This window comes from Anabaena sp. UHCC 0451, assembly GCF_034931405.1.
GTDB lineage: Bacteria > Cyanobacteriota > Cyanobacteriia > Cyanobacteriales > Nostocaceae > RDYJ01.
In genome coordinates, this window is sequence record NZ_JAYGHA010000004.1 from 1 (window position 1) to 24,136 (window position 24,136).

The 24,136-nt window shown below is 38.5% G+C and carries 23 protein-coding genes and 1 pseudogene; 8 read left to right on the plus strand and 16 right to left on the minus strand.

The genetic code is table 11. The features are described from left to right. From VB694_RS03915 to VB694_RS03940, 6 genes are all read right to left on the minus strand, one after another. Positions 1–431: Uma2 family endonuclease (locus VB694_RS03915; RefSeq protein WP_323359007.1), on the minus strand; the 431-nt coding region annotated here is incomplete at its 3' end. A 17-nt stretch (positions 432–448) separates the two neighbouring features. Further along, entirely contained in the window at positions 449–1,180 is a 732-nt protein-coding gene (radC, locus tag VB694_RS03920; protein WP_323359008.1) for a RadC family protein, read from the minus strand. Positions 1,181–1,353: 173 nt separating this feature from the next. Next, entirely contained in the window at positions 1,354–3,405 is a 2,052-nt protein-coding gene (locus VB694_RS03925) for a ribonuclease R family protein (protein WP_323359009.1), read from the minus strand. A 416-nt stretch (positions 3,406–3,821) separates the two neighbouring features. Continuing rightward, the gene (gene rpsR / locus VB694_RS03930) at positions 3,822–4,037 is read right to left on the minus strand and encodes a 30S ribosomal protein S18 (protein WP_190556424.1); all 216 of its coding nucleotides are present in this window, start codon (positions 4,035–4,037) and stop codon (positions 3,822–3,824) included. 3 nt (positions 4,038–4,040) lie between these two features. Further along, positions 4,041–4,235, minus strand: coding sequence for a 50S ribosomal protein L33 (gene rpmG / locus VB694_RS03935; RefSeq protein WP_323359010.1), 195 nt, complete (start codon positions 4,233–4,235; stop codon positions 4,041–4,043). A 43-nt stretch (positions 4,236–4,278) separates the two neighbouring features. After that, the gene (locus VB694_RS03940; RefSeq protein WP_323359011.1) at positions 4,279–4,836 is read right to left on the minus strand and encodes an RDD family protein; all 558 of its coding nucleotides are present in this window, start codon (positions 4,834–4,836) and stop codon (positions 4,279–4,281) included. Between the two features lie 321 nt (positions 4,837–5,157). Here VB694_RS03940 and VB694_RS03945 point away from each other — a divergent pair, with 321 nt between their 5' ends. Then, entirely contained in the window at positions 5,158–6,306 is a 1,149-nt protein-coding gene (locus VB694_RS03945; RefSeq protein ID WP_323359012.1) for a serine/threonine-protein kinase, read from the plus strand. Between the two features lie 123 nt (positions 6,307–6,429). Here VB694_RS03945 and VB694_RS03950 read toward each other — a convergent pair whose 3' ends face one another. The 5 genes from VB694_RS03950 to gndA form a co-directional block, all read right to left on the minus strand. Then, entirely contained in the window at positions 6,430–6,633 is a 204-nt protein-coding gene (locus tag VB694_RS03950; RefSeq protein WP_323359013.1) for a hypothetical protein, read from the minus strand. Between the two features lie 259 nt (positions 6,634–6,892). After that, on the minus strand, positions 6,893–7,135 hold the full coding sequence (locus tag VB694_RS03955) for a hypothetical protein (RefSeq protein WP_323359014.1): 243 nt from the start codon (positions 7,133–7,135) through the stop codon (positions 6,893–6,895). A gap of 95 nt (positions 7,136–7,230) precedes the next feature. Further along, a complete protein-coding gene (locus VB694_RS03960; protein ID WP_323359015.1) occupies positions 7,231–8,229 on the minus strand; it encodes a DUF4435 domain-containing protein in 999 nt (332 codons plus the stop codon). Positions 8,230–8,232: 3 nt separating this feature from the next. Next, a complete protein-coding gene (locus VB694_RS03965; RefSeq protein ID WP_323359016.1) occupies positions 8,233–9,675 on the minus strand; it encodes an AAA family ATPase in 1,443 nt (480 codons plus the stop codon). 626 nt (positions 9,676–10,301) lie between these two features. Further along, on the minus strand, positions 10,302–11,732 hold the full coding sequence (gene gndA / locus VB694_RS03970; RefSeq protein WP_323359017.1) for an NADP-dependent phosphogluconate dehydrogenase: 1,431 nt from the start codon (positions 11,730–11,732) through the stop codon (positions 10,302–10,304). A gap of 231 nt (positions 11,733–11,963) precedes the next feature. Between gndA and VB694_RS03975 the strand changes: the two genes are divergently transcribed. Beyond that, the gene (locus VB694_RS03975; protein ID WP_323359018.1) at positions 11,964–12,761 is read left to right on the plus strand and encodes a Ycf66 family protein; all 798 of its coding nucleotides are present in this window, start codon (positions 11,964–11,966) and stop codon (positions 12,759–12,761) included. A gap of 296 nt (positions 12,762–13,057) precedes the next feature. Further along, positions 13,058–13,558 (plus strand): annotated as a pseudogene (locus tag VB694_RS03980) (RNA-guided endonuclease InsQ/TnpB family protein); the annotation flags it as partial. A 14-nt stretch (positions 13,559–13,572) separates the two neighbouring features. Here VB694_RS03980 and VB694_RS03985 read toward each other — a convergent pair. The 5 genes from VB694_RS03985 to VB694_RS04005 all read right to left on the minus strand — a co-directional run bounded on the left by VB694_RS03985 (position 13,573) and on the right by VB694_RS04005 (position 19,499). Further along, entirely contained in the window at positions 13,573–15,696 is a 2,124-nt protein-coding gene (locus tag VB694_RS03985; RefSeq protein ID WP_323359019.1) for an ATP-binding protein, read from the minus strand. A 181-nt stretch (positions 15,697–15,877) separates the two neighbouring features. Continuing rightward, positions 15,878–17,137 carry an urea ABC transporter substrate-binding protein gene (urtA, locus tag VB694_RS03990; protein WP_323359020.1) on the minus strand — a complete coding sequence of 420 codons (1,260 nt, stop codon included), beginning with the start codon at positions 17,135–17,137 and terminating at the stop codon, positions 15,878–15,880. Between the two features lie 165 nt (positions 17,138–17,302). Continuing rightward, positions 17,303–17,443, minus strand: a complete 141-nt coding sequence (locus VB694_RS03995; protein WP_323359021.1) for a hypothetical protein — start codon at positions 17,441–17,443, stop codon at positions 17,303–17,305. A gap of 107 nt (positions 17,444–17,550) precedes the next feature. After that, positions 17,551–18,210 (minus strand): ribosome maturation factor RimM, encoded by a 660-nt coding sequence (rimM, locus tag VB694_RS04000; protein ID WP_323359022.1) that lies wholly within the window; start codon positions 18,208–18,210, stop codon positions 17,551–17,553. Between the two features lie 5 nt (positions 18,211–18,215). Then, positions 18,216–19,499 (minus strand): valine--pyruvate transaminase, encoded by a 1,284-nt coding sequence (locus tag VB694_RS04005; RefSeq protein ID WP_323359195.1) that lies wholly within the window; start codon positions 19,497–19,499, stop codon positions 18,216–18,218. Positions 19,500–19,795: 296 nt separating this feature from the next. Between VB694_RS04005 and VB694_RS04010 the strand changes: the two genes are divergently transcribed. From VB694_RS04010 to psb28, 5 genes are all read left to right on the plus strand, one after another. Next, a complete protein-coding gene (locus tag VB694_RS04010; RefSeq protein ID WP_323359023.1) occupies positions 19,796–20,905 on the plus strand; it encodes an S-(hydroxymethyl)glutathione dehydrogenase/class III alcohol dehydrogenase in 1,110 nt (369 codons plus the stop codon). An 82-nt stretch (positions 20,906–20,987) separates the two neighbouring features. Next, positions 20,988–21,122 carry a hypothetical protein gene (locus VB694_RS04015; protein WP_323359024.1) on the plus strand — a complete coding sequence of 45 codons (135 nt, stop codon included), beginning with the start codon at positions 20,988–20,990 and terminating at the stop codon, positions 21,120–21,122. A gap of 14 nt (positions 21,123–21,136) precedes the next feature. Next, positions 21,137–21,883 (plus strand): RNA methyltransferase, encoded by a 747-nt coding sequence (locus VB694_RS04020; protein WP_323359025.1) that lies wholly within the window; start codon positions 21,137–21,139, stop codon positions 21,881–21,883. A gap of 173 nt (positions 21,884–22,056) precedes the next feature. Further along, complete coding sequence (locus VB694_RS04025) at positions 22,057–23,565, plus strand: serine hydrolase (protein WP_323359026.1); 1,509 nt, start codon at positions 22,057–22,059, stop codon at positions 23,563–23,565. 98 nt (positions 23,566–23,663) lie between these two features. Then, complete coding sequence (gene psb28, locus VB694_RS04030; protein ID WP_323359027.1) at positions 23,664–24,041, plus strand: photosystem II reaction center protein Psb28; 378 nt, start codon at positions 23,664–23,666, stop codon at positions 24,039–24,041. Positions 24,042–24,136 lie beyond the last annotated feature (95 nt).

Consider the following 24,136-nt stretch of genomic DNA (forward strand, 5'->3'; position numbering starts at 1 on the left):
TCCGCAATCCAGTATTCAGGGATTCCCAAAAGGGCGTATTCTTCAACCTTGCGGGCATAATCAGTTTCCCAGTTACTACTAACAACCTCAACAACGAGTTTAACTGAACGACCGTGAGTAATTACTGGTTCATGTTCCCAAAGCGGTTCACTGAGAAGAACAGTTTCATCCAAAACAACAATATCAGGTCTACGGGCGGTAATGGCATCAGCAAAGGGGCGAATTAGGCAAGTGCGGGGAATAAACCAAGGTAGTTGGGCATTAGTAATGGCAATACCGATTTTAGTCGCTAGTTTGCCACCGACGGTTTCATGGGGTCCAGTAGGTTCCATATCAATTAATTCTCCGTCAGCCAACTCATAGCGGGGATTATCGCGGTATTGGTCAAGAAAATCTTCAAAGGTAAGAAGTTTTGATGGTGCATAAGTCATGGAACTTTTCCTTTTTATCAATCTTCCTGCGGGCAATTATCCCACAAGGTTGTCATCTCCCGTAAACTCTGATGAGTGCCATTACCTATAATCAAATGGTCTAACAAAGGAATACTTAAAAGTTCTGCCCCGGCTAATAATTGCCGTGTTAATTCTATATCTGCTTCACTAGGTTCTAGATTACCAGAAGGATGATTATGGGCAACTATCATTCGCGTTGCACCATGTCGAATAACTTCCCGAAAAATGTCACGGGGAGAAGCTAAGGTTTCCGTAGCAGTACCAATAGTAATTATTTTTGTCCCCAGAAACTTATTTTTCACGTCTAAAAGCAAGACGGCAAAACGTTCTTGACTTTGCCACATCAAGTCTTGACTCAGGGTAGCAGCCGCAGCCATAGGACTATCAATTACTGTGCCATCAGCAGGACGGGATAAAAAAGCACGTTTACCTAATTCAATGGCGGCGAGAATTGTTGTCGCTTTTGCAGAACCCACACCGTGAATTTCCATTAACTCTGCGGGGGTGACTTCCCGTAAAGCGGCTAAGGGATCACGCTGATTTTTGCCTAATTCCTGTAATATAAGTTGTCCCAAACCAACGGCGGAAAGTTTACCTGGTCCTTGTCCAGTCCCTAGCAGGATGGCAATTAATTCCGCAGTGGCTAGTATTTTTGCTCCATGAGTCATCAATCTTTCACGGGGACGCTCATTTTCGGGTAAGTCGGCAATTCTGAGGCAATAAGTCATATACAAACAAAGGGATTATGCACCAAGGATGGAACTATATTTTATTTATCCCTTTTTGAAGCTGCAAATTATATCTATTGGCAAAAATATTTAATTTTTAACCGTAACACCAAAAATAGATCCCCGACTTCTCAAAGAAGTCGGGGATCTGGGGCAGTTAATAACTGATAGGTCTAATTTACAGCTTCTTGATAGATTATTTCTTGAAACTGGATGATATCTTTTTGCGGATCAGCGAGACTAACTTTAACTAATACTTGTTCACCCAAACTAACGGAACGCCTAAAGGCCATTGGCAACTGCAAGCCTAAATCTTCTAATAAAATCAAAGCCAAGTTGCTATCTTCCCGCAGCCACATCAAGACAGTAATTTGCCATACTTCCTCTGGATGACGACGTAAATATTCTAGGGCATAATATCTGTTAGTTTGCCGTTCTACCATCGTTACTTCTTGGGTGGTAGTGGTGACAGTCATCATCACTTCTTTGAGTTGTTCAGCGGAGAAAGGCAAATCTTCGCCGCGTAAGTGAGCTTTAAGTTGGAAGTGGGTAAGTAAGTCGCTGTAACGACGAATAGGGGAAGTTGCCTGAGTGTAAGTATCTAAGCCTAAACCAGCATGACGCACAGGATTAATGCTCATTTCACTCTTGGGCATACATCGACGCATGGCGCAGAAACGGACAAAACCAGCGGGAAGTAACAGTAATTCTTCTTCGGGAGGCAGTTCTGGTTGGGGTTGACCACGAAAGGGCAGAGGGATGTTATGGGTTTGACCGTAACGTGCTGCCACTTCCCCTGCCAGAATCATCATTTCTGCGACTAACTGCCGTGATGAAGAATCATCTAAAATATCAATGCTGATGTCATCATCTTTAACTTTGATCATCGCTTCTGGCATATTGATACTGATCGCGCCTTGGTGATAGCGCCAAGTTTTCCGCCGTTTTGCCAAATTTGCGATCGCCGCTATTTCTGGTTCTGCTTCTACCCCTAATTGCAGCATCTCATCTACATCTTCGTAGGTGAGGCGATAAGTAGGCTTAATTAAGCTGGGGTGAATACAGTAATCTTCTACAGCCCCGCTTTGATCTAAAACAATCCCAAAACTGAGGGCGCAACAAATTTTCCCCTGTACCAAACTCATTGGACCAGTTGCCAATACCTCTGGGAACATAGGAATCATCCCCGTCGGCAAATAAACTGTACTACCCCGCTTTCTGGCTTCTAAATCTAATTCATCTTCTGGGATTAACCACCGGGTAGGGTCAGCTATATGCACCCACAGCTTTTCTCGTCCATCTGGTAGTATTTCCCAACTCAAACCGTCATCTATCTCAGTGGTACTTTCATCATCAACCGTGTATGCCTTGAGATGAGTCAGATCAAGACGATTGGTATCTAAGTCTGCTGGTGGAGAATCCAAATTTTGTTGCGCCACTTCTAATACCTTATTGGGGAACTGAACGGGAATTGAAGAACGACGCAGGAACAGGTTCTCATGGGGACTCCACCAACCCAAGTCGATCAACAATTGAAAGGCTGTGTGGGGAGTTGCAGAACGTCCCAGCATACTCATAGTTTCTAATACTGAGGTTGGAGGTGGGTAAGCACGAGCTAAAGAGTCCGAGTTAATTCCCATCCGCACAATATCGGATACTAGGGCTGCATATTTTTCTATTGCTTCCAAACGCTGGCGATCTTGGCGTTGCCATTCTACAGTTTCGCCCTGGAGTGCCTGTTCTACACGGGCTAAAAATTCCTGCTGTCCCTTGGCTTTTTGAGCTTCTACTTCTATTTGATGTTTACGTTCTGCTACTTGTGCTACACTGCGCGGTTCGTAAACGTCTCCCTTCTGCTTAAAATAAAGTTTGTCTTCTGATAACAAGCAATGAGCAGCATAACACTGGGAAGCTTCTGATTCAGAAAACAGTAGATTTGCCATTTGGCTGGGGTTAACAGTTTCCCCATCTTCCACCAGTATTTCCCAAGCTACTTCTAAACTGGATGGATCAAGATAGGGCTGGACTTGATCCAAAAAGCTTTTAATTTCCGTAGGCTTGTAAGTTGATCCGTTAACTGTATAGGTTATTTGTCGAGGCGCGAGGCTGTGGGATTGACCTCGTTCATCTACTACAAACCAACGGGTCTTTCCGTCTGGACGATCTACCACTCCCAGCCGGCTATCGCCTTGAACCCTAAATTCAACTAGCGTCCCCTTCTCCACAACTCTCGCACTTTTTAATAATTTTAGATTTTTAGGTAAGAATTCAGGAGTCAGGAGTCAGGAGTCAGAATGTTTTGATAAATCAATTAATTATCAAATCGTAATTTTTGGTGTAACCATTAAAAAGCTGACCGCTGACCACTGATAGCTCCAAATCTTTTGATTTGAAATCTGGAATGTTATTGTACACTCCTTTGATGTTGCTAAAATTTTAGATTTTGGACTGAAAGTAAACGTTTAATGTCTATTACCAACGTTACTTTTTTTTGGATCTTTACAGCAGATTGCAGATAAATCTGGTACAGAGTCTCACTTAAAACCTAGACAGAATGAGAGTTTTACTTCTGACTTCTGACTCCTGACTCCTGACTCCTGACTCCTGCTCTAAAATCCAAAATCCAAAATCCAAAATTTTATTAGCCTTCTGCGTTGATGAATGGCAACAAAGCCACAATCCGAGCGCGTTTAATCGCTAATGTTAAATGCCGCTGCTGCTGTGATGTCAACCCGGTAATTCTCCGAGGCAGTATTTTACCACGCTCAGTTATAAATTTACGTAGTAAATCAACATCTTTATAATCGATTGGTTCTCCTGGCTTAATTGGCGACAGGCGACGACGATAATAACTCATCTTTTACTTGATTTCCTTGTGAACAGTGTGTTTGTTGCAGTGGGTACAGAACTTTTTCAGTTCTAAACGGGCAGTGGTGTTCCGACGGTTCTTGGTGCTGGTATAGCGAGAAACGCCTGGAGAACGCTTGTCTGGATTGGTTCGACACTCGGTGCATTCTAGTGTCACTATTATGCGGGCACCTTTACTCTTAGCCATAATCTTACAAACAGTAAAGCCTGGAGAGATTTAACACAAATGACTATCTTCTCACATTTCGCTGCATTTTTTCAACTAATCGCTTAACTTTTAAATCCAGCGAATAGCCGCGCCGTGACGAAACGATGATAGTTTTAGCATAGCGGTCATGCAAAGCCTGTCGCATCTGAGTATCTGACAAGGCTGAACCACAGTCAATTGCTAGAGGAAGCACTAGCAGTATGGCGGTGGGATTAGCTATTATATTGCTTAAACCAATGGAAATTAACAAGGTACTAAAACAAAGAATCCCTTCTCGCTGCAATAATGCCTGTAATTCGGGGATTCTGCTGACTATCTGCCCATTTTCAACTTCTAAAACTTTTAAATTTACTGCCCAACGTCCTAAACTTTGCCCTCGATTATTGTAAACGATTAAAACCCGCAAAACTAGCCAAGTCAGGATAAAAACGAAAATTTGGGCAAATTGAATACCTAGATTACTGCTTCCTAACAGGGAACTAACTAACCATATACCGAGAAAATCTATCCCCAGCGCCATTCCTCGACGGATAATTTCTGGCTTGGGATAGTGTTTTTGGGGTATTTTAACTATAGTCATGCAGAATAGTGTTTTATTTAGGTTTAGGAAATAATTATTGCCGTTATCTTTAATATTAAAGTCATAATTTCAGTATATAGTTTAAATAACAAAAATCTAGTCAGATATAGTCAAACATAATCATTTGTGTTATAGTTGAGAGTTAAAACTATAGACTAAAAAGAAAGAGAAACACAGAGTGTATTGTTAAGCATAATGTTTAAAATTGTTATCCTTTAACTAAAAGTAGCGATCGCTGGTGATTATATCCTTTTTCCTGAACACAAGGCACAATAAGTATAAGTGAGCGCGATAGCGAATCGCTCCGAAGGAATCGCCTTTATGAGTTACTGTCTTAACCCCCATTGTTCTAAACCAGAAAACCCTGATAATGTCAAGTTTTGCCAAACTTGTGGTACTAAGCTATTTTTAAAAGAACGTTACCGCGCTACCAAACCCATTGGACAAGGTGGTTTTGGGAGGACTTTTTTAGCGGTGGATGAGGATAAACCCTCAAAACCTCCCTGTGTAATTAAGCAATTTTATCCCCAAGCTCAAGGTACAAATACGGTACAAAAAGCAATAGAGTTATTTAACCAGGAAGCGGTACAGTTGGATGAATTGGGACAACATTCACAAATTCCCGCACTGTTAGCTTATTGTACTCAAGATGACAGACAGTATTTAGTACAAGAATTTATTGATGGGCTAAATTTGGCGCAGGAATTAGCAAATAGAGGTGCTTTTAATGAAATTCAAATTCGACAATTATTAAATGATTTATTAATTGTGTTGCAATATTGTCATGATAAACAAGTAATTCATCGAGATATTAAACCAGAAAATATTATTCGTCGAAGTAGTGATAATAAACTAGTTATAGTTGATTTTGGGGCGGCGAAATCTGCCACAAGTGCAGCTTTAAATCGCACAGGTACAAGTATTGGTAGTCCTGAATATGTTGCACCAGAACAGATGCGAGGAAGGGCGATTTTTGCCAGTGATATTTATAGTTTAGGGGTAACTTGTATTAATTTGTTAACGGGGCGATCGCCTTTTGATAGTTATGATACCCATAATGCTGCTTGGGTTTGGCGACAAAATTTGAAAAGTCCGGTTAGTAGCGATTTGGGTAATATTATTAATAAAATGGTAGAAACTATCCCTAGTCAGCGTTATCAAACAACTGATGCAGTTCTTAAAGATTTAAATTTACAATCTAATATTCAATCTTCCGCAGTTATCCCACCGACAATTATTAGTCAACCAGTTAAACAAAATCTTCCTACTTCTCAACCTGCTGTTGTTCCTCAAACTCCTAGTCAACTTGATGTGGAATTACAGGAACTAAAAACACAGTTTACTGGTGGTAAGGTGCAACCAAAAAATGTTCCACCACAACCATCTGTTGCTACTAATAATCCGCCTAATAAGGATGCTGTAGATAAAGAATTGGAGGAAATGAAGGCTAAGTTTTTGGGTAATGGATGATTATTTTCATCCTGTATCCTTAACTGAACTAAACACTACCAAGTAAAAAACCATCAACACAAGTGAGATGGTTTACTTTTTTGAAAATTTTGTAAGTTGCTAAAATTAATGCTGGATCAAAATTTAAACGGTTAGGGAAGCTACAAGAGGAATCACCTCAAGTAGAAAGGTAGGAGGAAGAGAATTAAGCAGATCAACCGGAGGATTAGGTATATCAGAAGCTACAGGTATCTCCATACCACCACTAATAAAAGCTGCTTGATTATCGCTTATTTCTTGAAAAATTTCAGTATTTTTGGAAATTATAGAATTAATCTTTTTCAGCATTGTTTAATGTCCCTAAAGACAGAAGCTATATCCAATTAAAGATAGAATATTTTCACTTTATCTCCACCTTTTGATATATTTTTAAGATTGCTACTTTATACTGTATAGAAATTATCTCATATAAAAAAGCGATCGCTAACTTATTTGCACTACGGACAGGACAATAGATGCAAATTATTTTAGACTTTGTAAACAATTAACTGCTTCAGAAATACCCCGACCAACATCAATTATTATGTCGGTATCTATAATTGTTGAATTATTCATGGGTTTTTGACCACTCGGTTTCTCGCAAATTTCGTACCCAATTAGCACTACCTAAGTCTTGACGATCTTGCCACATTCCAATAAATCCATCGTTGTTTAAATCAACATCCGGTGACACAGAGAAAGATTCAGTGTATATGTATTTTTGTTTCAAATAGGTAATCAGGCTGACTACTTGATTTTGAGCTTCCGTAGGCAGAGATAAAAATTCACCTAAAAACTCTTTATTTGTCATATTTCACTATCATTAAACACCGCACTACATCCCTTATCTTAACGTATTTCCATTAACTAAGGGCGATCTGCTTGCAGATGCGCTTTACGATCGCACTAATTCAGTTCTCTAGCTAGTTTGTTTTTGATTTCTTGTATCTGTTGATTTTCGACAGCATTATAAAGAAGGAGATATATTAAACTGGTGTTTAACATAGTCTTAATGTCTCGTCTGGCAATATTTTCGATACGACTAATTGTGTTATTAATATCTTTGTCTTCACTTAAAGCCTGTTTTACTTCTTCTATTTTTAAAGTCTTTAATATTGTAATGATTTTTCTCATAAAAGGTTCAACAAATTGGTCTAATACACTATGTCCATAGCAAAATGACAAAATATCTTCTGGACGTATTGAGTATTGTTCTGTCAACCGATTTTGTATATCAGGAATACCATCTAAAAGAATTGAGTCATACCAACTATCATCCATTACATTTTTTAGCTTTTGCAATGTATCGTTCACTCTATCTTCAATACTTTGAAATAAGATATTCTCATCTCCAATATTGTCGAATTGACTATCTTGAAAATTTAAAACTCTTGCAAATGCTTCATTATTTATAAGATGCTCAACATTATTGTAGTTGATTTCTTTAAAGTAGAACCAAACGTAAAATAGAGGAGAAACTGTTCGGGAAATATTTTCAAGTAAACTCCTAAAATCATAGTTTTTGGTGGTTAAACTTTTGCATATTTCACTTAATGAAAAATGATTACACTGAAAGTTCTCTTTACAATAAACAACTGTATGGTAAATATAGTCAGCAATATACCAAACATCATTGTCGTACAAGTATTCACAATCACTATCAATGCAAATAATAAATTTTTTATTAACGAACCCTTTGAAATTTTTTAAAATAGGTTTTCCACGTGTTCCTTTTTTATTGGGATATGCGAAATAAATTCTATTTCTTAAATTCGGTTTAATATTTTCAATAATAAGTCTCCAAAATTCTTCATCATAAAAATCCTCAACCAATACAGAAATATCACACCTCTTTTGACGAGCCTCTCCTTCAATTCTTTTAGCAGCCTCTTCATACAAATTCATTAGTTACCGTCCTCCCTGAAACCCCTTAAAAGCCAATTTATTTAAGTATATATTATTTGCTTTAATTCCATAATAGGCTCGTGCTTCTTCAAGTGATCTAATTTCATCCATATTTCTAGCTTTCCCAAGCAAAGTGCTGAAAGTTATAATATCAGGAAGCAATTCCAGGTTTTCATTGATGTTGTGATTTATATTGTGAATAAGGTCAATGCCTTCTTCAACTCCACTGACTTTTTTAATCAAAGTATTAAGAGTTATATCATTAGGCTTGACATGAGATGATTTACTATAAGTTTCTGCTGTCATTAAATCAAAAATCTCTTTTGCATCTTTATAATTATTGAGCTTGGAAATAAGAGTAGTAAATGTTATGACATCAGGATAAATTGTATTTTCTTTCAGGAAATCTAATAATTGAAGACATTCATCTTTTGTAAATGAGGTATATTCACTAATTTTGCGATTAAATTGATAAAGTTTACGTAACTTGTTTCCCGAAAAGCTGCCAAAAATACTTTTTATTTCTTGTACACGTTGTCCTACTTGATCAGTTTTTTCTTTTAAAATGGTACTTTCTGTTACTAAATCTGAAGTTGACTGAATATCTTCTATTTGTGTGACTTCTTCAATCCAGCCTTGATACCAAACAGTCGGTGAATGAGTTGTAATAATAATTTGGCAATTTGGATTTATCTGTCTTATGTTTGAGATTAAAGTCCTTTGCCAATCAATATGCAGCGATATTTCCGGCTCATCCATTAATAATATAGAATCTTTCCTATCTTGAAGTAATGTTGTTAATAAGATAATCAACATCTGTTTTTCCCCAGATGAGAGATTTTCTGGTAGTATCGGTGTTTGTATTCCTTCTTTTAAAAAATGAAATTCCTTTTCATCAAATTTTTTTTCTGTATCATTAAATAATTGAGTTAAAATCTTAATGAATATATTTTTAGTATCATATATAGATTCAATTTTATCTAATTGATTTCTTCTTGTCGCTTTATCATCTATTTTAAATGTTTCTTCTACTTGATTAGCTAAATCTCTTTGATAAGTAACAAATTCATGTTTTAAGTTATCAAGTTGATAGTCAAGTAATGTGGTATCTGGGTTTAACCTCTTTTCAACAACATCAAAAGTATTAATAAAGTTGATATTCAGTTTATAATTAGTAATTTCTTTGTTTGCTGTTATACTTCTACTTTCACTATTAACTCTGACGACAATATCATCTTCTAACTCGATAATTATTTCATCAATGGGGTCAAATAACCTAAAATCCAATTTGCTATCTTCAACAGGCAATACTGCTTCATGAAGCATTCGTAATATTGTTGATTTTCCTGAACCATTTTTGCCAATCAAAACATTTACATCTTCATTGAGTGTCCATAAAAAATCATTTCCCCACAGATTTTTAATTTCAATTTTTCTTATATACATAGTTTTTTTGTATTTATGAGATTATTTTTGATTTTTACTAACAATATGATTGCTATTGTTGCTGGATAACTTCACCTTATATATATTTCACTATTTTCAGATACCGCAATATATCTCTTATCCTAACGTATTTAATCTTTCTTCCAAGGCTGTTGAGTTTCCTTTTGTTAGCCCAATCTTGTATTTTACAAGTATGTTAGATAATGTGCGGGGTGGGGGAATCGAACCCCCAGCGTTGACTCTTCGACAGGAATTTCTTTAAGCTTCCACCACTGCTCTCAGTACACTTGGGTAGTCACCAGACCTCCGCAGCAACGCTACCCCGCATGAACCAGCAATCACATATATAACAGGTGCAATCATAAGACTATCCTTAATGTTCACGAAGAACAAGGACAACTCTTGCACTGTTGAGCAGCCATTGAGAACTTCCAGAAGAACCTTTATTACGAAGCTTGTGAGAAATCCGGGCTAGGCACTTACCATCTCCGCATTATACTTTTTCAGTGACTATAGCATAGCTTTTGAGCTAAATTCGATAGATATCTTAATCTTACAATTAAGGACGGGGAAACCCCGCCCCTACAGTCAAAAAGGACTGACTTTAAGGCTTAACCAGAAGTATCTTACTTCTTAGCTTCAGCAATGGGAACCCACTCAGTATGGAAAGTTCCTTCTTTATCGGTACGCTTGTAGGTATGAGCGCCGAAATAGTCGCGTTGTGCTTGAGTCAAGTTTTGAGGTAAACGTTCCCGACGGTAGCTATCGAAATAATCGAGAGAAGCACTAAAAGCAGGAACAGGAATACCCAACTTAGCAGCAGTCACAATTACTTCCCGCCAAGCAGCTTGTCTATCCAGAATTGTTTGCTTAAATTCGGGTGCTAACAACAAGTTAGGTAATGCTGGATTTTCGTCAAACGCCTTCTTAATCTTATTCAAGAAACCAGCGCGAATAATACAACCACCCTTCCAAATCCGAGCCATTTCACCCAGATTTAGATCCCAATTGTAAGTTTTAGAAGCTGTAGATAACAACGCCATACCTTGAGCATAAGAACAGATTTTGGAACAATAGAGCGCATCACGCACCATGTTCACAAAAGCCTTGATATCTCCGGTATACTTAGCAGTAGGTCCAGTGATTTGCTTAGAAGCAGCAATCCGTTCATCTCTAATCGAAGAGAGAATCCGGGAATTAACAGCCGCAGTAATTGTAGGAATAGCAACGCCTAATTCCAAAGCAGTTTGTACAGTCCAACGACCGGTGCCTTTTTGTCCCGCAGCGTCAACAATTAAATCAACCAAAGGCTTCTTGGTTTCTGGGTCAACGTAGGGGAAAATATTCGCTGTAATCTCAATCAAAAATGAATTGAGTTCGTCAGTTGTATTCCACTCAGTAAACACTTCATGTAGCTGTGCAGCACTTAAACCAGCCACATTTTTCAGCAAATCGTAAGCTTCTGCAATTAACTGCATATCGCCGTACTCAATGCCGTTGTGAACCATTTTTACATAGTGTCCAGAACCACCCGGACCAATGTAAGTTACACAAGGACCATCATCAACTTGAGCAGCGATTTTGTTGAAAATGGGGGATAGGTACTCATAGGAGCTTTTTGTACCACCAGGCATGAGAGAAGGACCATTCAGCGCACCTTCTTCACCACCACTCACACCCATACCGATGTAGCGCAAACCAGTGGGTTCTAATTCCTGAGTCCGTCTTTCTGTATCTTCAAACCAGGAGTTACCACCATCAATAATGATGTCACCTTCTTGCAATAAAGGCTTCAACTGGGCAATTACTGCATCAACAGGCTTACCAGCTTGTACCATCACTAGAATTTTGCGGGGACGTTCTAGTGCAGCAACGAATTCTTCTAAGGTAAAGGCTGCAACTACATTCCGTCCTCCAGCGCGTTGCGCCATGAAGGCATCGGTTTTTTCGCGAGAGCGGTTGTAGACTGCAATTGGGAAGCCATTGCGCTCAACATTGAGAGCGATATTCTCGCCCATAACGGCTAATCCAATCACACCAAAGCTTTGTAGTGTCATAGTTCAAATATTTTTTTGGGTTTGTCTAACTCTTGCAGATCCTTTCTCTTTAAGGGTAATCCGAGATTTTGGCTTCACTCCTAAAGAAGATATTAAGAGTTGAGGTAAACGATAAAAAATCACAACTAAGACCAATAATTAGTTTTTATTTGTATCTAAGTCAACAATTTAGTGACAAAATTTGCAAAATAGAAATAGTGGCACAAATCAAACAGTAAGGAGTATGAAAAAATGCTGGCCTATCTCCTAGCGTTAGTAGTCGGACTTGGCAGTTTAGCCATTTACTTATCAGCTTTCTTCTTCCCGGAAATCCACCGCAAGAATGACTTTATCTGGAGTGGTGTAGGTTTATTTTACGCTTTGGTATTATGGATTTTTGCACCCCGAATTACTGGGGGTCTGTTGCTGGGTCATGTAGCTAGTGTAGCTCTTTTGGTGTGGTTTGGTGGGCAAACTCTTTCACTCCGTCGCCAACTCACACCAGAGGTACAACAAACGCCTATCCCCAGTCCTGAGCTAGTTAAGGTGAGTATCCAAGAACAGGTATCTAAGTTTTCTTTACAGGAAAAGCTGGGACAAATACCAGCGTTAATTGCTAATGTTTTCAGTGGTGTGAAAGGTAAGGTACAGCAGACTGTGAGCAAAAAGCCCGTCGCACCTACAGAAAAACCTGCTGTGGAGATTATTGATAAAACTACTCCAGTTCCAGAACAACCAAGTTCAACAGAAACACCTCCAGATGTAGCGGTAACTGTTCCCGCACCTGAGACGGAAGAACCCCACCCCCTAACCCCCTCCCCGCAAGCAGGGAGTGGGAATGAGGAAATTATAGCTGAGACGGAAACTGTTTCCCCAGAGAGTGAAACTGAAGCCAAAACTGAAACGGTTTCGGAAGCAATACCCCCAACACCTCCAACTCCTGAGTTAGTAGCACAAGCGCAAGAGGAAACTGAGGAAAAACAACCAATTCCTGTTGAGGAAGTTGCACCAGATGCGGTACTTGCTCCCCCAGCAGAAGCATCACCGTAAAAATTCCCGCCAAGTCCAGAAACTGAGGGTTAGGAATTGGGAACTGGGGATGTAGGAAAATCATCCGGTTTCCAGTTCCTTTTAGCTTAACCGACAGAAGCCCCACGACTGACCCGAAGGGCAGCGTGGGACGGACACTTTGCTCAAGTCGGCAGAGCCGCCCACGCAAGTGTCCTCATGAATGGCGCGTGAATTAACGACGGTTTTTCGACCAAAGCGACAGCGAGGGAGAAAAACATGGAGGCAATTCACACAACCGAAATAAAGCTAGAAAGAAAGTTGCTAGAGTCCATAGAAAGATAACTAATTGTAGAGAAGATTTTCTCCATAAACTATCTCGTAGGATAGTTAACGAAAACCAAGTTATTGTGGTGGAAAATCTTAATGTTAAAGGCATGATGCAAAATCACTGTCTGGCTAAATCTATTCAACAAGTTGGCTGGGGAATATTTTGTACCATGCTTAAATACAAAGCAGAAAACGAAGGAAAGATTTATCAAGAAGTTGATAGATTTTTCCCATCGTCAAAAACTTGTCATGTATGCCTTAATCAAGTGGGGAGTTTACCACTAGATGCAAGATTCTGGACTTGTGAAAAGTGCCAAACGAAGCATGACAGGGATATTAATGCAGCGATAAACCTTCGAGATGAAGGACTACGAATTATGACCTCTGGAACGGGGGATAAAGCCTGTCGCCCAGAAGTAAGTCGCAGTAATAGAGGACGCAAGAAATCTACTACTGTGCTTTCTGTTGGGCAGGAAGCCCACACTGTACCGTCAGGTCAGTGTCGGTAGTTCACTTTTCTTTCCTATTTAATATCTTGATACAAGGGAATGGTAATGATAAATTCTGTGCCGTTTCCAGGGTAAGAAATACACTGCAATTTTCCCTGATGTTGTTCAGTAATAATTTTATAACTAATAGATAAACCTAACCCTGTGCCTTTACCTATGGGTTTAGTAGTAAAAAAAGGATCAAATAATAGCTTTTTCAATTTCTCTGGGATACCAACTCCATTATCTTTAATGCGAATAATTACTTGTTTGTCTTTAGTTAATTCTGTGTAGATGTGAATTTGGAGTTTATCTAAACCTAAAAAGTTCTTAATTTTTCTCTCTTCCAAAGCATCAATAGCATTGGCAAGAATATTCATAAATACTTGATTCAGTTGTCCTGTGTAACACTCTACCAATGGTAAATCAGCGTATTTTTTAATCACCTCAATTGCTGGACGATCAGGTGCAGCTTTGAGACGATTTTCTAAAATCATGAGTGTACTATCAATACCCTCATGGATATTTACTGATTTCATTTCTGCTTCATCTAAACGAGAAAAATTTCGCAGCGACCTGACAATTTCTGTTATTCTTTTTGCACCAATTCCCATCGAATTCAGCAACTTAGGCAGGTCTGCAATTAAGAAATTAATATCTATTGCTTCTGCTTCATCTTCAATTTCTGGCACTGGGTGAGGATAGTGTTGCTGATAAAGTTTTAACAGTCTGAGTAAATCTTCAATGTATTCGTTGGCAGGGGTAAGATTACCATAAATAAAGTTAATTGGGTTATTGATTTCGTGCGCTACACCTGCTACTAATTGTCCCAAACTCGACATTTTTTCACTTTGAATTAATTGAGCCGCTAGTTGATGTGCCTCTTGCTGCACTTCTGCTAAAACTTTCTCTAGTTGTTCTTTGGCGGTAGTTAGTTCCTGCTCCCGTTCTTGAATGGTTTCAAAGGATGTTTCCAGTTGTGCAGCCATGCGATTAAATGACAGTTCTAATTGACCAATTTCATCATTACTCAGAACTGATGCTTGTTTTCTAAGATTTCCTTGAGCAAATTCTTGAACTATTTGGGTAAGGGCAATAACTGGCTGAGAAATGGATTTGGCTACTATAATAGCTGCCAATGTAACTAACAATAATGTAATAGTTCCTAAAATAATAACAATATTTTTCAGGGTTTTTAAGGGTGTAAATACTTCGGCTATATCCATTTTTACCAAAAGTCCTGCATTTAAAGAAGGTAAATATCTCCAAGCTGCAATAGTTTCTTTACCCCGGTAATCAATTGTGATACTATTTCCTTGAATACCCTGATTTGCTTGGTTGAGTGGGTGTGATTGATTATTGCTAATATTGATATATCTTTGAAAAGCTGCTTTTGGATCATGTCTAGTGGGAGCAGTAAAAATTATGCGCTCATCAACTAATGAACTGACAATTGTTTCACCACTTTTACCTAAGCCAGTATAGTCATTGACTACTTTATTAAATTCTTGATTATTCAGTTGCAGCACTACTACACCAATAATCAGATTATTTTTAAAGATAGGGGCGGCAATAAAAGCAGTGGGTTCATTATTAGATGTATAATAAGTAAAATTGGATATTTCTACTTGCATTAATGTTTTGGCACGGTCAAATACTTTGGCTATTTCGGAATTTTTATAAGTTCCTTGATAGTAGTTTTTTCCTAGTTCTTTATCGTTGTTTATAGAAAAAATTGTATTTCCAGATTGAGAGATTAATAAAATATCAGAATAACCAAATATATCCAAGTAATTAGTAATAAACTGGCGATATTCTTTGTCTATCTGCTGATATTCTCTAGTATTAATTCCATTTTTATTAAAAGTTTTTTGATATTTTTCTACCGCATCAATTATATTTGGTATTTGGGCGATAGTTGCCGCATTTTTTTGTTTTTCATTAACATAAAAGTCTAAAAATTTAGCTTTATTGTCTGCAATAGAAATTAAATTATTATTAACTTCTTTTCTTAAAGAATTACGGGCAATGTAATATTGTATAGAGGTAACTATACTCAAGGGTAATAAGGCAATTAATAAAAACCACAACAGTAGTTTATTAACAAGTTTTTTAGTTTTCAAATCCTTTACCTCCAAATTTCTATAGCAATCGTTCATACCCAGATCCCCGACTTCGTCATATCAATTTATCATTTAGGGACACAATCAATAAAAGAAGTCGGGGATCTTATCACCTTACCCAGATCCCCGACTTCGTCATATCAATTTATCATTTAGGGACACAATCAATAAAAGAAGTCGGGGATCTTATCACCTTACCTGAATTCTTACGTTTTATCTAATCAGTATGAGGATTAGCCCAGTTTTGATTCCAGTCCTGATAAAGAGTGTTTATAAATATTTCCCAGTCAGCTTTAGAACGTGAGATAGGATAAGGTACAGGACGAATTGGTTTACCTGAATTCCAAACAATTTTAAATTGTCCATCTGACTGAATTTTCCCAACCCTGACTGTTTTCCAGGTATGTTGGTTATTAGCATCTATATAGACAACTCCTCCTGGTGCTTTAAAACTTTGATCTTTGATATATTCTCGAATTGTATTAACTTCATCTGTACCCGCATCTTTAACTGCTTGCGCCCACAAATAAACTCCAAAATATCCAGCTTCAATGGGGTCTGATGTAACTCTATTTTCTCCATACTTTTTTTTGAATTTTTGAATAAATTCAGTATTTTGAGGATTATTAATATTTTGAAAATAATTCCAAACTGCATAATCACCAGCTACATCTTTATTTGGTAAGGATTTCAATTCTTCTTCTGCAATACTAAAGGAAATAGTGGGTATGATATCAGAGCTAATTCCCGCTTTTCTCATAGCCTTAAAAAAGGCGATATTACTATCGCCATTGATTGTATTTAAAATAACTTTTGGTTGAGTTGCTAAAATTTTTTTGATGACAGTTTCTACTTGACTACTACCCAAAAGTATATATTCTTCTCCTACAATTTCTCCCTGTAAGGCGGTTACTTGATCTTTAATAATGGCGTTGGCTGTACGCGGAAAAATATAATCAGAACCGACTAAAAAAAATCGTTTACCTAAATTATCAAAAGACCATTTGACGGCTGGAATAATTTGTTGATTTGGTGCTGCACCTGTATAAACAATATTTGGTGATTCTTCTAGTCCTTCATACTGAACTGGATAAATCAGGAGATGATTGTATTTTTCAAATATGGGCTTTACGGTTTTACGACTAGCGGAAGTCCAGCAACCAAAAACTGTCACTACTTTTTCTTGAGTAATTAGGTTTTCAGCTTGTTTAGCAAATGTATTCCAGTCAGATTTCCCATCAACAAGAATTGGTTGAATTTTTCTGCCCAGAATACCACCTTTTTGGTTAATTTCTTCAATGGCGAGTAAGGTAGCATCTACTACAGATTTTTCGCTAATTGCCATTGTGCCGGTCAGAGAATGAAGAATACCAACTTTAATAGGTTTTGGGGAGAATTGAATCTGAAGATGAGTTAAAACATATATTGTTAACCCTAATCCAAAAGCTACTACTAAAAGAATAATTTTTTTATTCATCCGTTTTTAAGCTGTAAAATCACTAGAGAAATCCTAGAACACCAATTCATTAATCGTAAGGGTGTTCGCAAAGCGTGCTGGAAGCATCAGCATTCGGACAGAATATCAATGGTTTCAGCGATAGGTTATCACCCAAATGCTTCACCCCTACAAGGGAAAAACAGATTACCTCGCATTACTGAATCGACGCTCTAGAGGATAAATGTTGAGTTCCGTCACCAAAAACCGCAAGAATAACCCCAAGGTATCGACTTTCATAAATCCCTTGGGTTCTGGAATTATCTTGCTGAGGAATGCTTTACTCATTCTGGTCTCTTGGTGCGGTCTATTCTTTATTTACAGCTTATACTGAAAGAGCTTTTTTACCAACTTTCCCACTGTGCAAACATCCTCTGAGGAATTGATCAACCTTTCTAATCATTAATTGACAACAAACCAGGAGGAGGAGTAATTTCCACTCGATGATTTTCTAAATCAACAACAGGAACAATGTCCATCACAAAAGGAATTAAAACAGTTTTTTCGGCTTTATCTTCAGCAAAGGATGAATCAAATTTGACTTCTAATAAATCATGACCTGAAGGTAATACATCTACAACTGTTCCTACTAACTCCCCAGATTCTTGCATAAAGACTTGTAAACCTAACAAATCTAAAACATGAAATTCACCTGGTTCTAATTCTAGGCGATCGCTAATAGGAACAAACAACCGACAATCACGCATATTTTCAGCGGATGTGCGATCGCTCACTCCATCCAATCTAATCACATATAAATTCTTACCCTCAATATACCGCCCATTTAATAACTCAATTGGTTGCGGTTCTGTTTCCCCTGGACGCAATAACCACCGTGTTCCTGGTTCTTCAAACCGTTCTGGAAAATCAGTATTTGGATAAACCCGCACCTCCCCAGCTAAACCTTGCGGGGCGACAATTTTACCAATTTCTAACCAATCATCAAGATTGGGGACTGGGGACTCTTTACTGGGGACTGGGGACTTTTTCTTTTTTTCCCCTGCTCCCTGCTCCCTGCTCCCCTGCTTTTTTTTCTTCGCTCCTTCTTGGTTCATTTCTCTTACACACTCACAGATGCACGTTGGTAAATTTGTTCAGCAACTTTTGCTAAACGTTGCATACCGATAGTAATTTCCTCATCACTACCAGTTAGACTAATGCGGAGACACTGTTGCTTGTGTTCCCACTCCTCTTTTAAACCAGGGAAGAAACTACTACCAGGAACAACAATCACACCCACCTTTTTTAATTCTTGGTAAAATTCCCAATCAGTCATGGGTAAATCTTGCAACCATAACCAACCAAAAATTGCCCCTTCACCGCGATGTAATAACCAAGGTATATTCTTCGGCATCGCTGTTTCTAAAGTTCTTTCTAACACCTCAAATTTTTGCTGATAAAAAGGACGAATCACAGTTTCCGCAATATTTGCTAATGCACCTGATTCTATCGCTCTAGCGGCGATCGCTTGTCCATAACGAGAAGAATGAATCCCTGAATTAGTTTGGAAAGACTCTAAAGCTTGCAGCAGCTTTTCATCACCAATTGCTATCCCAATTCTTTCCCCTGGTAATCCTGCTTTTGATAAACTCATGCAATGCAGAATATTCTCACCAAATACTGGTGTCATTTCTGTAAAATTCAACGCTGGGAAAGGAGGCGCATAAGCTGAGTCTATTAATACTGGTACATCAAAAGGTGCAGCTAAAGCCGCAATTTTTTCCACTTCTTCATTAGTTAAAACGTTACCTGTGGGGTTGCAAGGACGGGAGAAAATTACGCAACCGGTTGCTTGTGTAATCGAAAGTTGGCTAAAATCAGGACGATATTTAAACCGATGATTGACGCTATCAATATCAAGTTTCGGTTTATACGCAACTAAGGCTTCTGGACATAAACTCACACCGCCATAACCAGTGTAATCTGGACTTAAAGGCAGAACAATTTCTTTTAAATCGCCATCATTAGTATATCCACCGAAAGAATTAGCTGCGTAGAAGTAGATAGTTTGACTGCCAGCTGTCACTAAGATATTCCGGTCTGTTAAATTCAACCCATAACGCTGGTTAAAATCTTGAACGATGGCGGAAATAAAAGGTGCATAACCTTGAGACGAACCATAGCGACAAACAACTTCACCATATTCAGAACTAGCTAATAAGTCTGCTGTGCAGTCCCGCCATAACTGTTCTACCTCTGGCAAAATCAACGGGTTGCCGGCACTTAAATTATATAATTCCTGCCCCTGATTAGCTCTGAGTGTTTCATTAATATCTTTCATAATCGCTCTCACTCCAGTTAAGTTGGACATTTGAGCGCCAATTTTTGTAAGGGCAGGTTTCATCATGTTTGTTACAAGTTAAAGAAATCGCTATTAATTAATGACTGGATGCTTGCGTCACTTCTATCTAATTTAACAAAATCTGCGCGTGCCGGAGTTGAGAAAAAATAAAGCCCCACTTGTGAGGTGGGGGGGTTTCTCTTGTAACTGTACAAATGTACTATACAGAAAGGGAATTTGGCAAGCGATCGCTCAAAAAATCTTGAGATAGTAGGTGACTGGGGATTGGGGATTGGGGATTGGGGACTGGGGACAGTAGTATAAACTTTAGATCAGCTAATTTAGGGGAGACGAGAACTATGGAAGTGAAAGCAGCAGTCGCTTACGGTGCAGGAAAACCGCTAACTATTGAAACCGTACAACTCCAAGGACCACAAGCAGGGGAAGTATTAATTGAAATTAAAGCCAGTGGGGTATGTCATACGGATGCTTTTACTCTTTCTGGTGCAGATCCTGAAGGTTTATTTCCTGCTATTTTGGGTCATGAAGGCGCTGGTGTGGTTGTGGAAGTGGGGGAAGGTGTAAAAAGCGTAAAACCCGGTGATCATGTAATTCCTTTATACACTCCTGAATGTCGTCAGTGTGATTATTGCTTAAGCTTCAAAACTAACCTCTGTCAAGCAATTCGCGCTACCCAAGGCAAGGGTTTAATGCCTGATGGTACGAGTAGATTTAGTATTGGCGGTGACATGATTCACCATTATATGGGAACATCAACCTTCGCTAATTATACGGTATTGCCAGAAATCGCCGTTGCCAAAATTCGCGAAGATGCGCCTTTTGATAAAGTTTGTTACATCGGTTGTGGTGTAACAACTGGAATCGGTGCAGTTATTAATACCGCTAAAGTTGAACCAGGTGCAAATGTTGTAGTTTTTGGTTTGGGGGGAATAGGGTTAAATGTGATCCAAGGATCACAAATTGTAGGCGCAAATATGATTGTGGGTGTAGATATTAATCCCAATAGACGCGCTTTGGCTGAAAAATTTGGCATGACACATTTTGTGAATCCTCATGAAATTGAAGGTGATTTAGTTCCTTATTTAGTAGATTTAACTAAAGGTGGTGCTGACTATTCTTTTGAATGTATTGGTAATGTCAATGTTATGCGTCAAGCATTAGAATGTTGTCATAAAGGTTGGGGAGTTAGTGTCATAATTGGGGTAGCTGGTGCAGGTCAAGAAATTAGCACTCGTCCCTTTCAATTAGTAACTGGTAGAGTTTGGAAAGGTTCGGCTTTTGGTGGTGCAAGAGGAAGGACAGATGTACCCAAAATCGTAGATTGGTATATGGATGGAAAGATAAATATTGATGATTTAATTACTCATGTCATGCCCATTGAAAAAATTAATGATGCTTTTGATTTGATGCACAGAGGTGAATCAATTAGAAGTGTGGTGACTTTTTAGGTTTTATGTCTCACGCAGAGGCGCAGAGGCGCAGAGAGGAAGAAAGGAGTTATAATTAGATTGAGTTTACTAGGTTTTAATTATGCAGACACAACAGGCGAAAGAATCCGCTGTAAACCTGAATGATCATCTTTATGAAATAGTCAGCGATCGCTTTTTTCCTGGTGAACCTACAAATGAAGACTTGATGAAATTATATTATAATTTTTCTTCCTGACTTTTTACAATCCTATGACAATAAAAAAACCGAGTTTAGCTGGAATCAAAATTATCTTAGTAGAACCGGCAGGAGAATTAAATGTAGGTTCAATTGCCAGAGTTATGAAAAACTTTGGTTTATGTGATTTAATATTAGTAAATCCTCAATGTGATCACTCATCCTTTGAAGCCTTAAAAATGGCAGTTCACGCTAAAGAAATATTAGAAAATGCGGTGATAGTGAACTCTTTACCAGCAGCCTTACAGGGATGCGTTCGTGCCATTGCTACAATAGGTCGAGATTATGATGGAGAATTACCCATAGAAGACCCCCGTGATGCTTTACCCTGGTTATTAGCAGAACCAGAAAAACCAGTGGCTTTAATTTTTGGTAGAGAAGATAGAGGCTTAACAAATCAAGAAATAAATTATGCCCAAAAGTTAGTATTTATTCCTACAAATCCAGAATACTCGTCTTTAAATTTAGCGACGGCGGTTTCTATCTGTTGTTACGAATTATCACAATTAGCAGAAAACTTTGTTACCGAAAAAATACCGACAACAGAAATCGCGCCTTTGGATGTGATTGAACCCTATTACCAGGAATTAGAATCTTTACTAATTTCTATAGGTTATCTTTATCCTCATACAGCAGCTAGTCGCATGGAAAAATTCCGCTATTTATATAACCGCGCCCATCTGCAAACCACCGAAGTTGCTATGCTCAGAGGTATTTTAAAACAAATGCAATGGGCAATTAAAAATCACCGTCAAAAATAATCCCCCAAAAAGATTGATTATGACTTACACTAAACAGAAAAATGCTACTTAGTCCCAAAAGGCGATCTGAGTATCAAGGTGCATATATTATAGTTAGTTTAGCTATTTTATCTAGTTAATTTTAAGCTGAACGTTCAGAAACAACACAGTCGATTGGGTCACAAGGAGTAGCAGTGTCAGAATCAAGTGACAAACTAATAGCTGTCTCACGGCGACAACCTTCCCAACGTCGTCGCCGTTCACGCCAAGTTCCAAAAGGAGAACAAAAATCTGTCAAGAACCAACAACAGGGCGCAAACAGAGGCGAAACTGTGGCTCTAACACGCCTAAATAATCATATCAGTCCTGCCAATGTTCAGACTGGGGGGCGAAGACCACCCTCCAAGATAGTAATGCCAACTGCGGTTAAACCCATCCCTAGACCCAGAACAAAAACGCCACAATCGGTTACTGGGAAGTTAAAAACAGTGCGGGTGCAAAAGCAAGGAAAGCCAAAAACAAAAAGGTCAGCATCGCGAAAAACGCGGTTAAAGCCAATGGCTAGAACTGTATTGTATACCTTGAGGATGTTGATTGTCGGTATCGGCTTAGGTGCAATTGTTGGCACGCTTTTATCAGTCTTAGACCCTGCTAATCGCATTACTACAACCTCTGCGTCCTTACCTCAAACTCATGTTACTCAATCTAATCCCTCTGTAACGGCTACTGGTTTATACTTATCTCAAGAAATTATCCCTTTGAAAACCGCCGTGCAAACTTTGGCTACAGCTAACCCTAATCTTATTCCTGGGGTGTTCATGGTCGATTTAGATACGGGTGGTTATATAGATATTAATGGTAATGCTAGTTTCTCAGCGGCCAGCACCATTAAGATTCCGATTCTCATTGCTTTTTTCCAGGATGTCGATGCGGGTAAAATTCGCCTGGATGAAATGCTGACGATGGAAAAAGACATGGTTGCAGGAGGTTCGGGCAGTTTACGTACCCAAGCGGTAGATAGTCAATACACAGCCATAGATGTGGCTACAAAAATGATTACTATCAGTGATAACACAGCTACAAATATGCTGATTACACGGTTGGGAGGACAGGATGTGCTGAATGGGCGTTTTCGGAGTTGGGGATTAGCAACGACAATGATTCGTAACCTTTTACCAGATTTACAAGGAACAAATACGACATCTCCGAGAGAATTGGTAGATTTAATTGCTAAGGTGAATCAAGGAAATTTGGTAACTATGCGATCGCGTGATTTAATGTTAGATATTATGCGGCGTACCCAAAGGGATAATCTCATACCTTCTGGATTAGGAGAAGGCGCTAGAGCATATCATAAAACAGGTGATATTCGCACTATGTTAGGAGATGCTGGTTTAATTGATGTCCCCACTGGTAAGCGTTACATAGCTGCTGTTATGGTACAACGTCCCGATAATGACCCCGCTGCGGAAAAACTCATTAGTGCCATTTCTAGCGTAGCTTACCAAAACTTCAGTCAAGCTACTGTCACACCCCGCACTCCCACAAATAATCAACCAACAACTAATTATCAGCCACCTATGCAACCTTTCATTCAACCCCAGGTGATGAATCCAATAGCACCAAATGGGATAGTTAATAATGCACCTATGGGTACTTATCAAGCACCTATCATGACTCCTCAATATTATCCACCAAGATAGGAGTCAGGAGAATTTTAGATTTTAGATTTTAGATTGAAGATGACAAAACAATCCAAAATACTTTCATTGAGTCACCAATTACCAATTACCAATTAATCATGACATCTACACCGCCATCAATTCAATTTTTTGCCGGACTTTTTGAAGAACTTAGTAATGTGAGTTTACGACGGGAAACCCGCACTGGTAAACGCATTGTTTTGATGCAATTTGAACAATTAAAAGCTTTATCCGGCTTTAATAGTTTTACAAAACAGTCTTTAAATTCCCTATTATTAACAGATGAAGAAGGAGAAATTCGCGTTACTCCTTCAGACACAAAATTTATTTTTGGTGGTGATGAAGGAGATGAACTAAGAAGGGTAGATTGTAAATTTGAAGTAGAACGGGACGAGCATTTTGATAGAATTATGCGTTTTCTGCACCGTTACGCTGAAGCTAATGGGATGGAATATGGGGAAAAAGGTAATAGGTAATGGGTAATTGGTAATTGGTAATTGGTAATTGGTAATTGGTAATTGGGAGATGGGGAGATGGGGAAGAAAAGATTTTTACCAATATCCATTCTTCA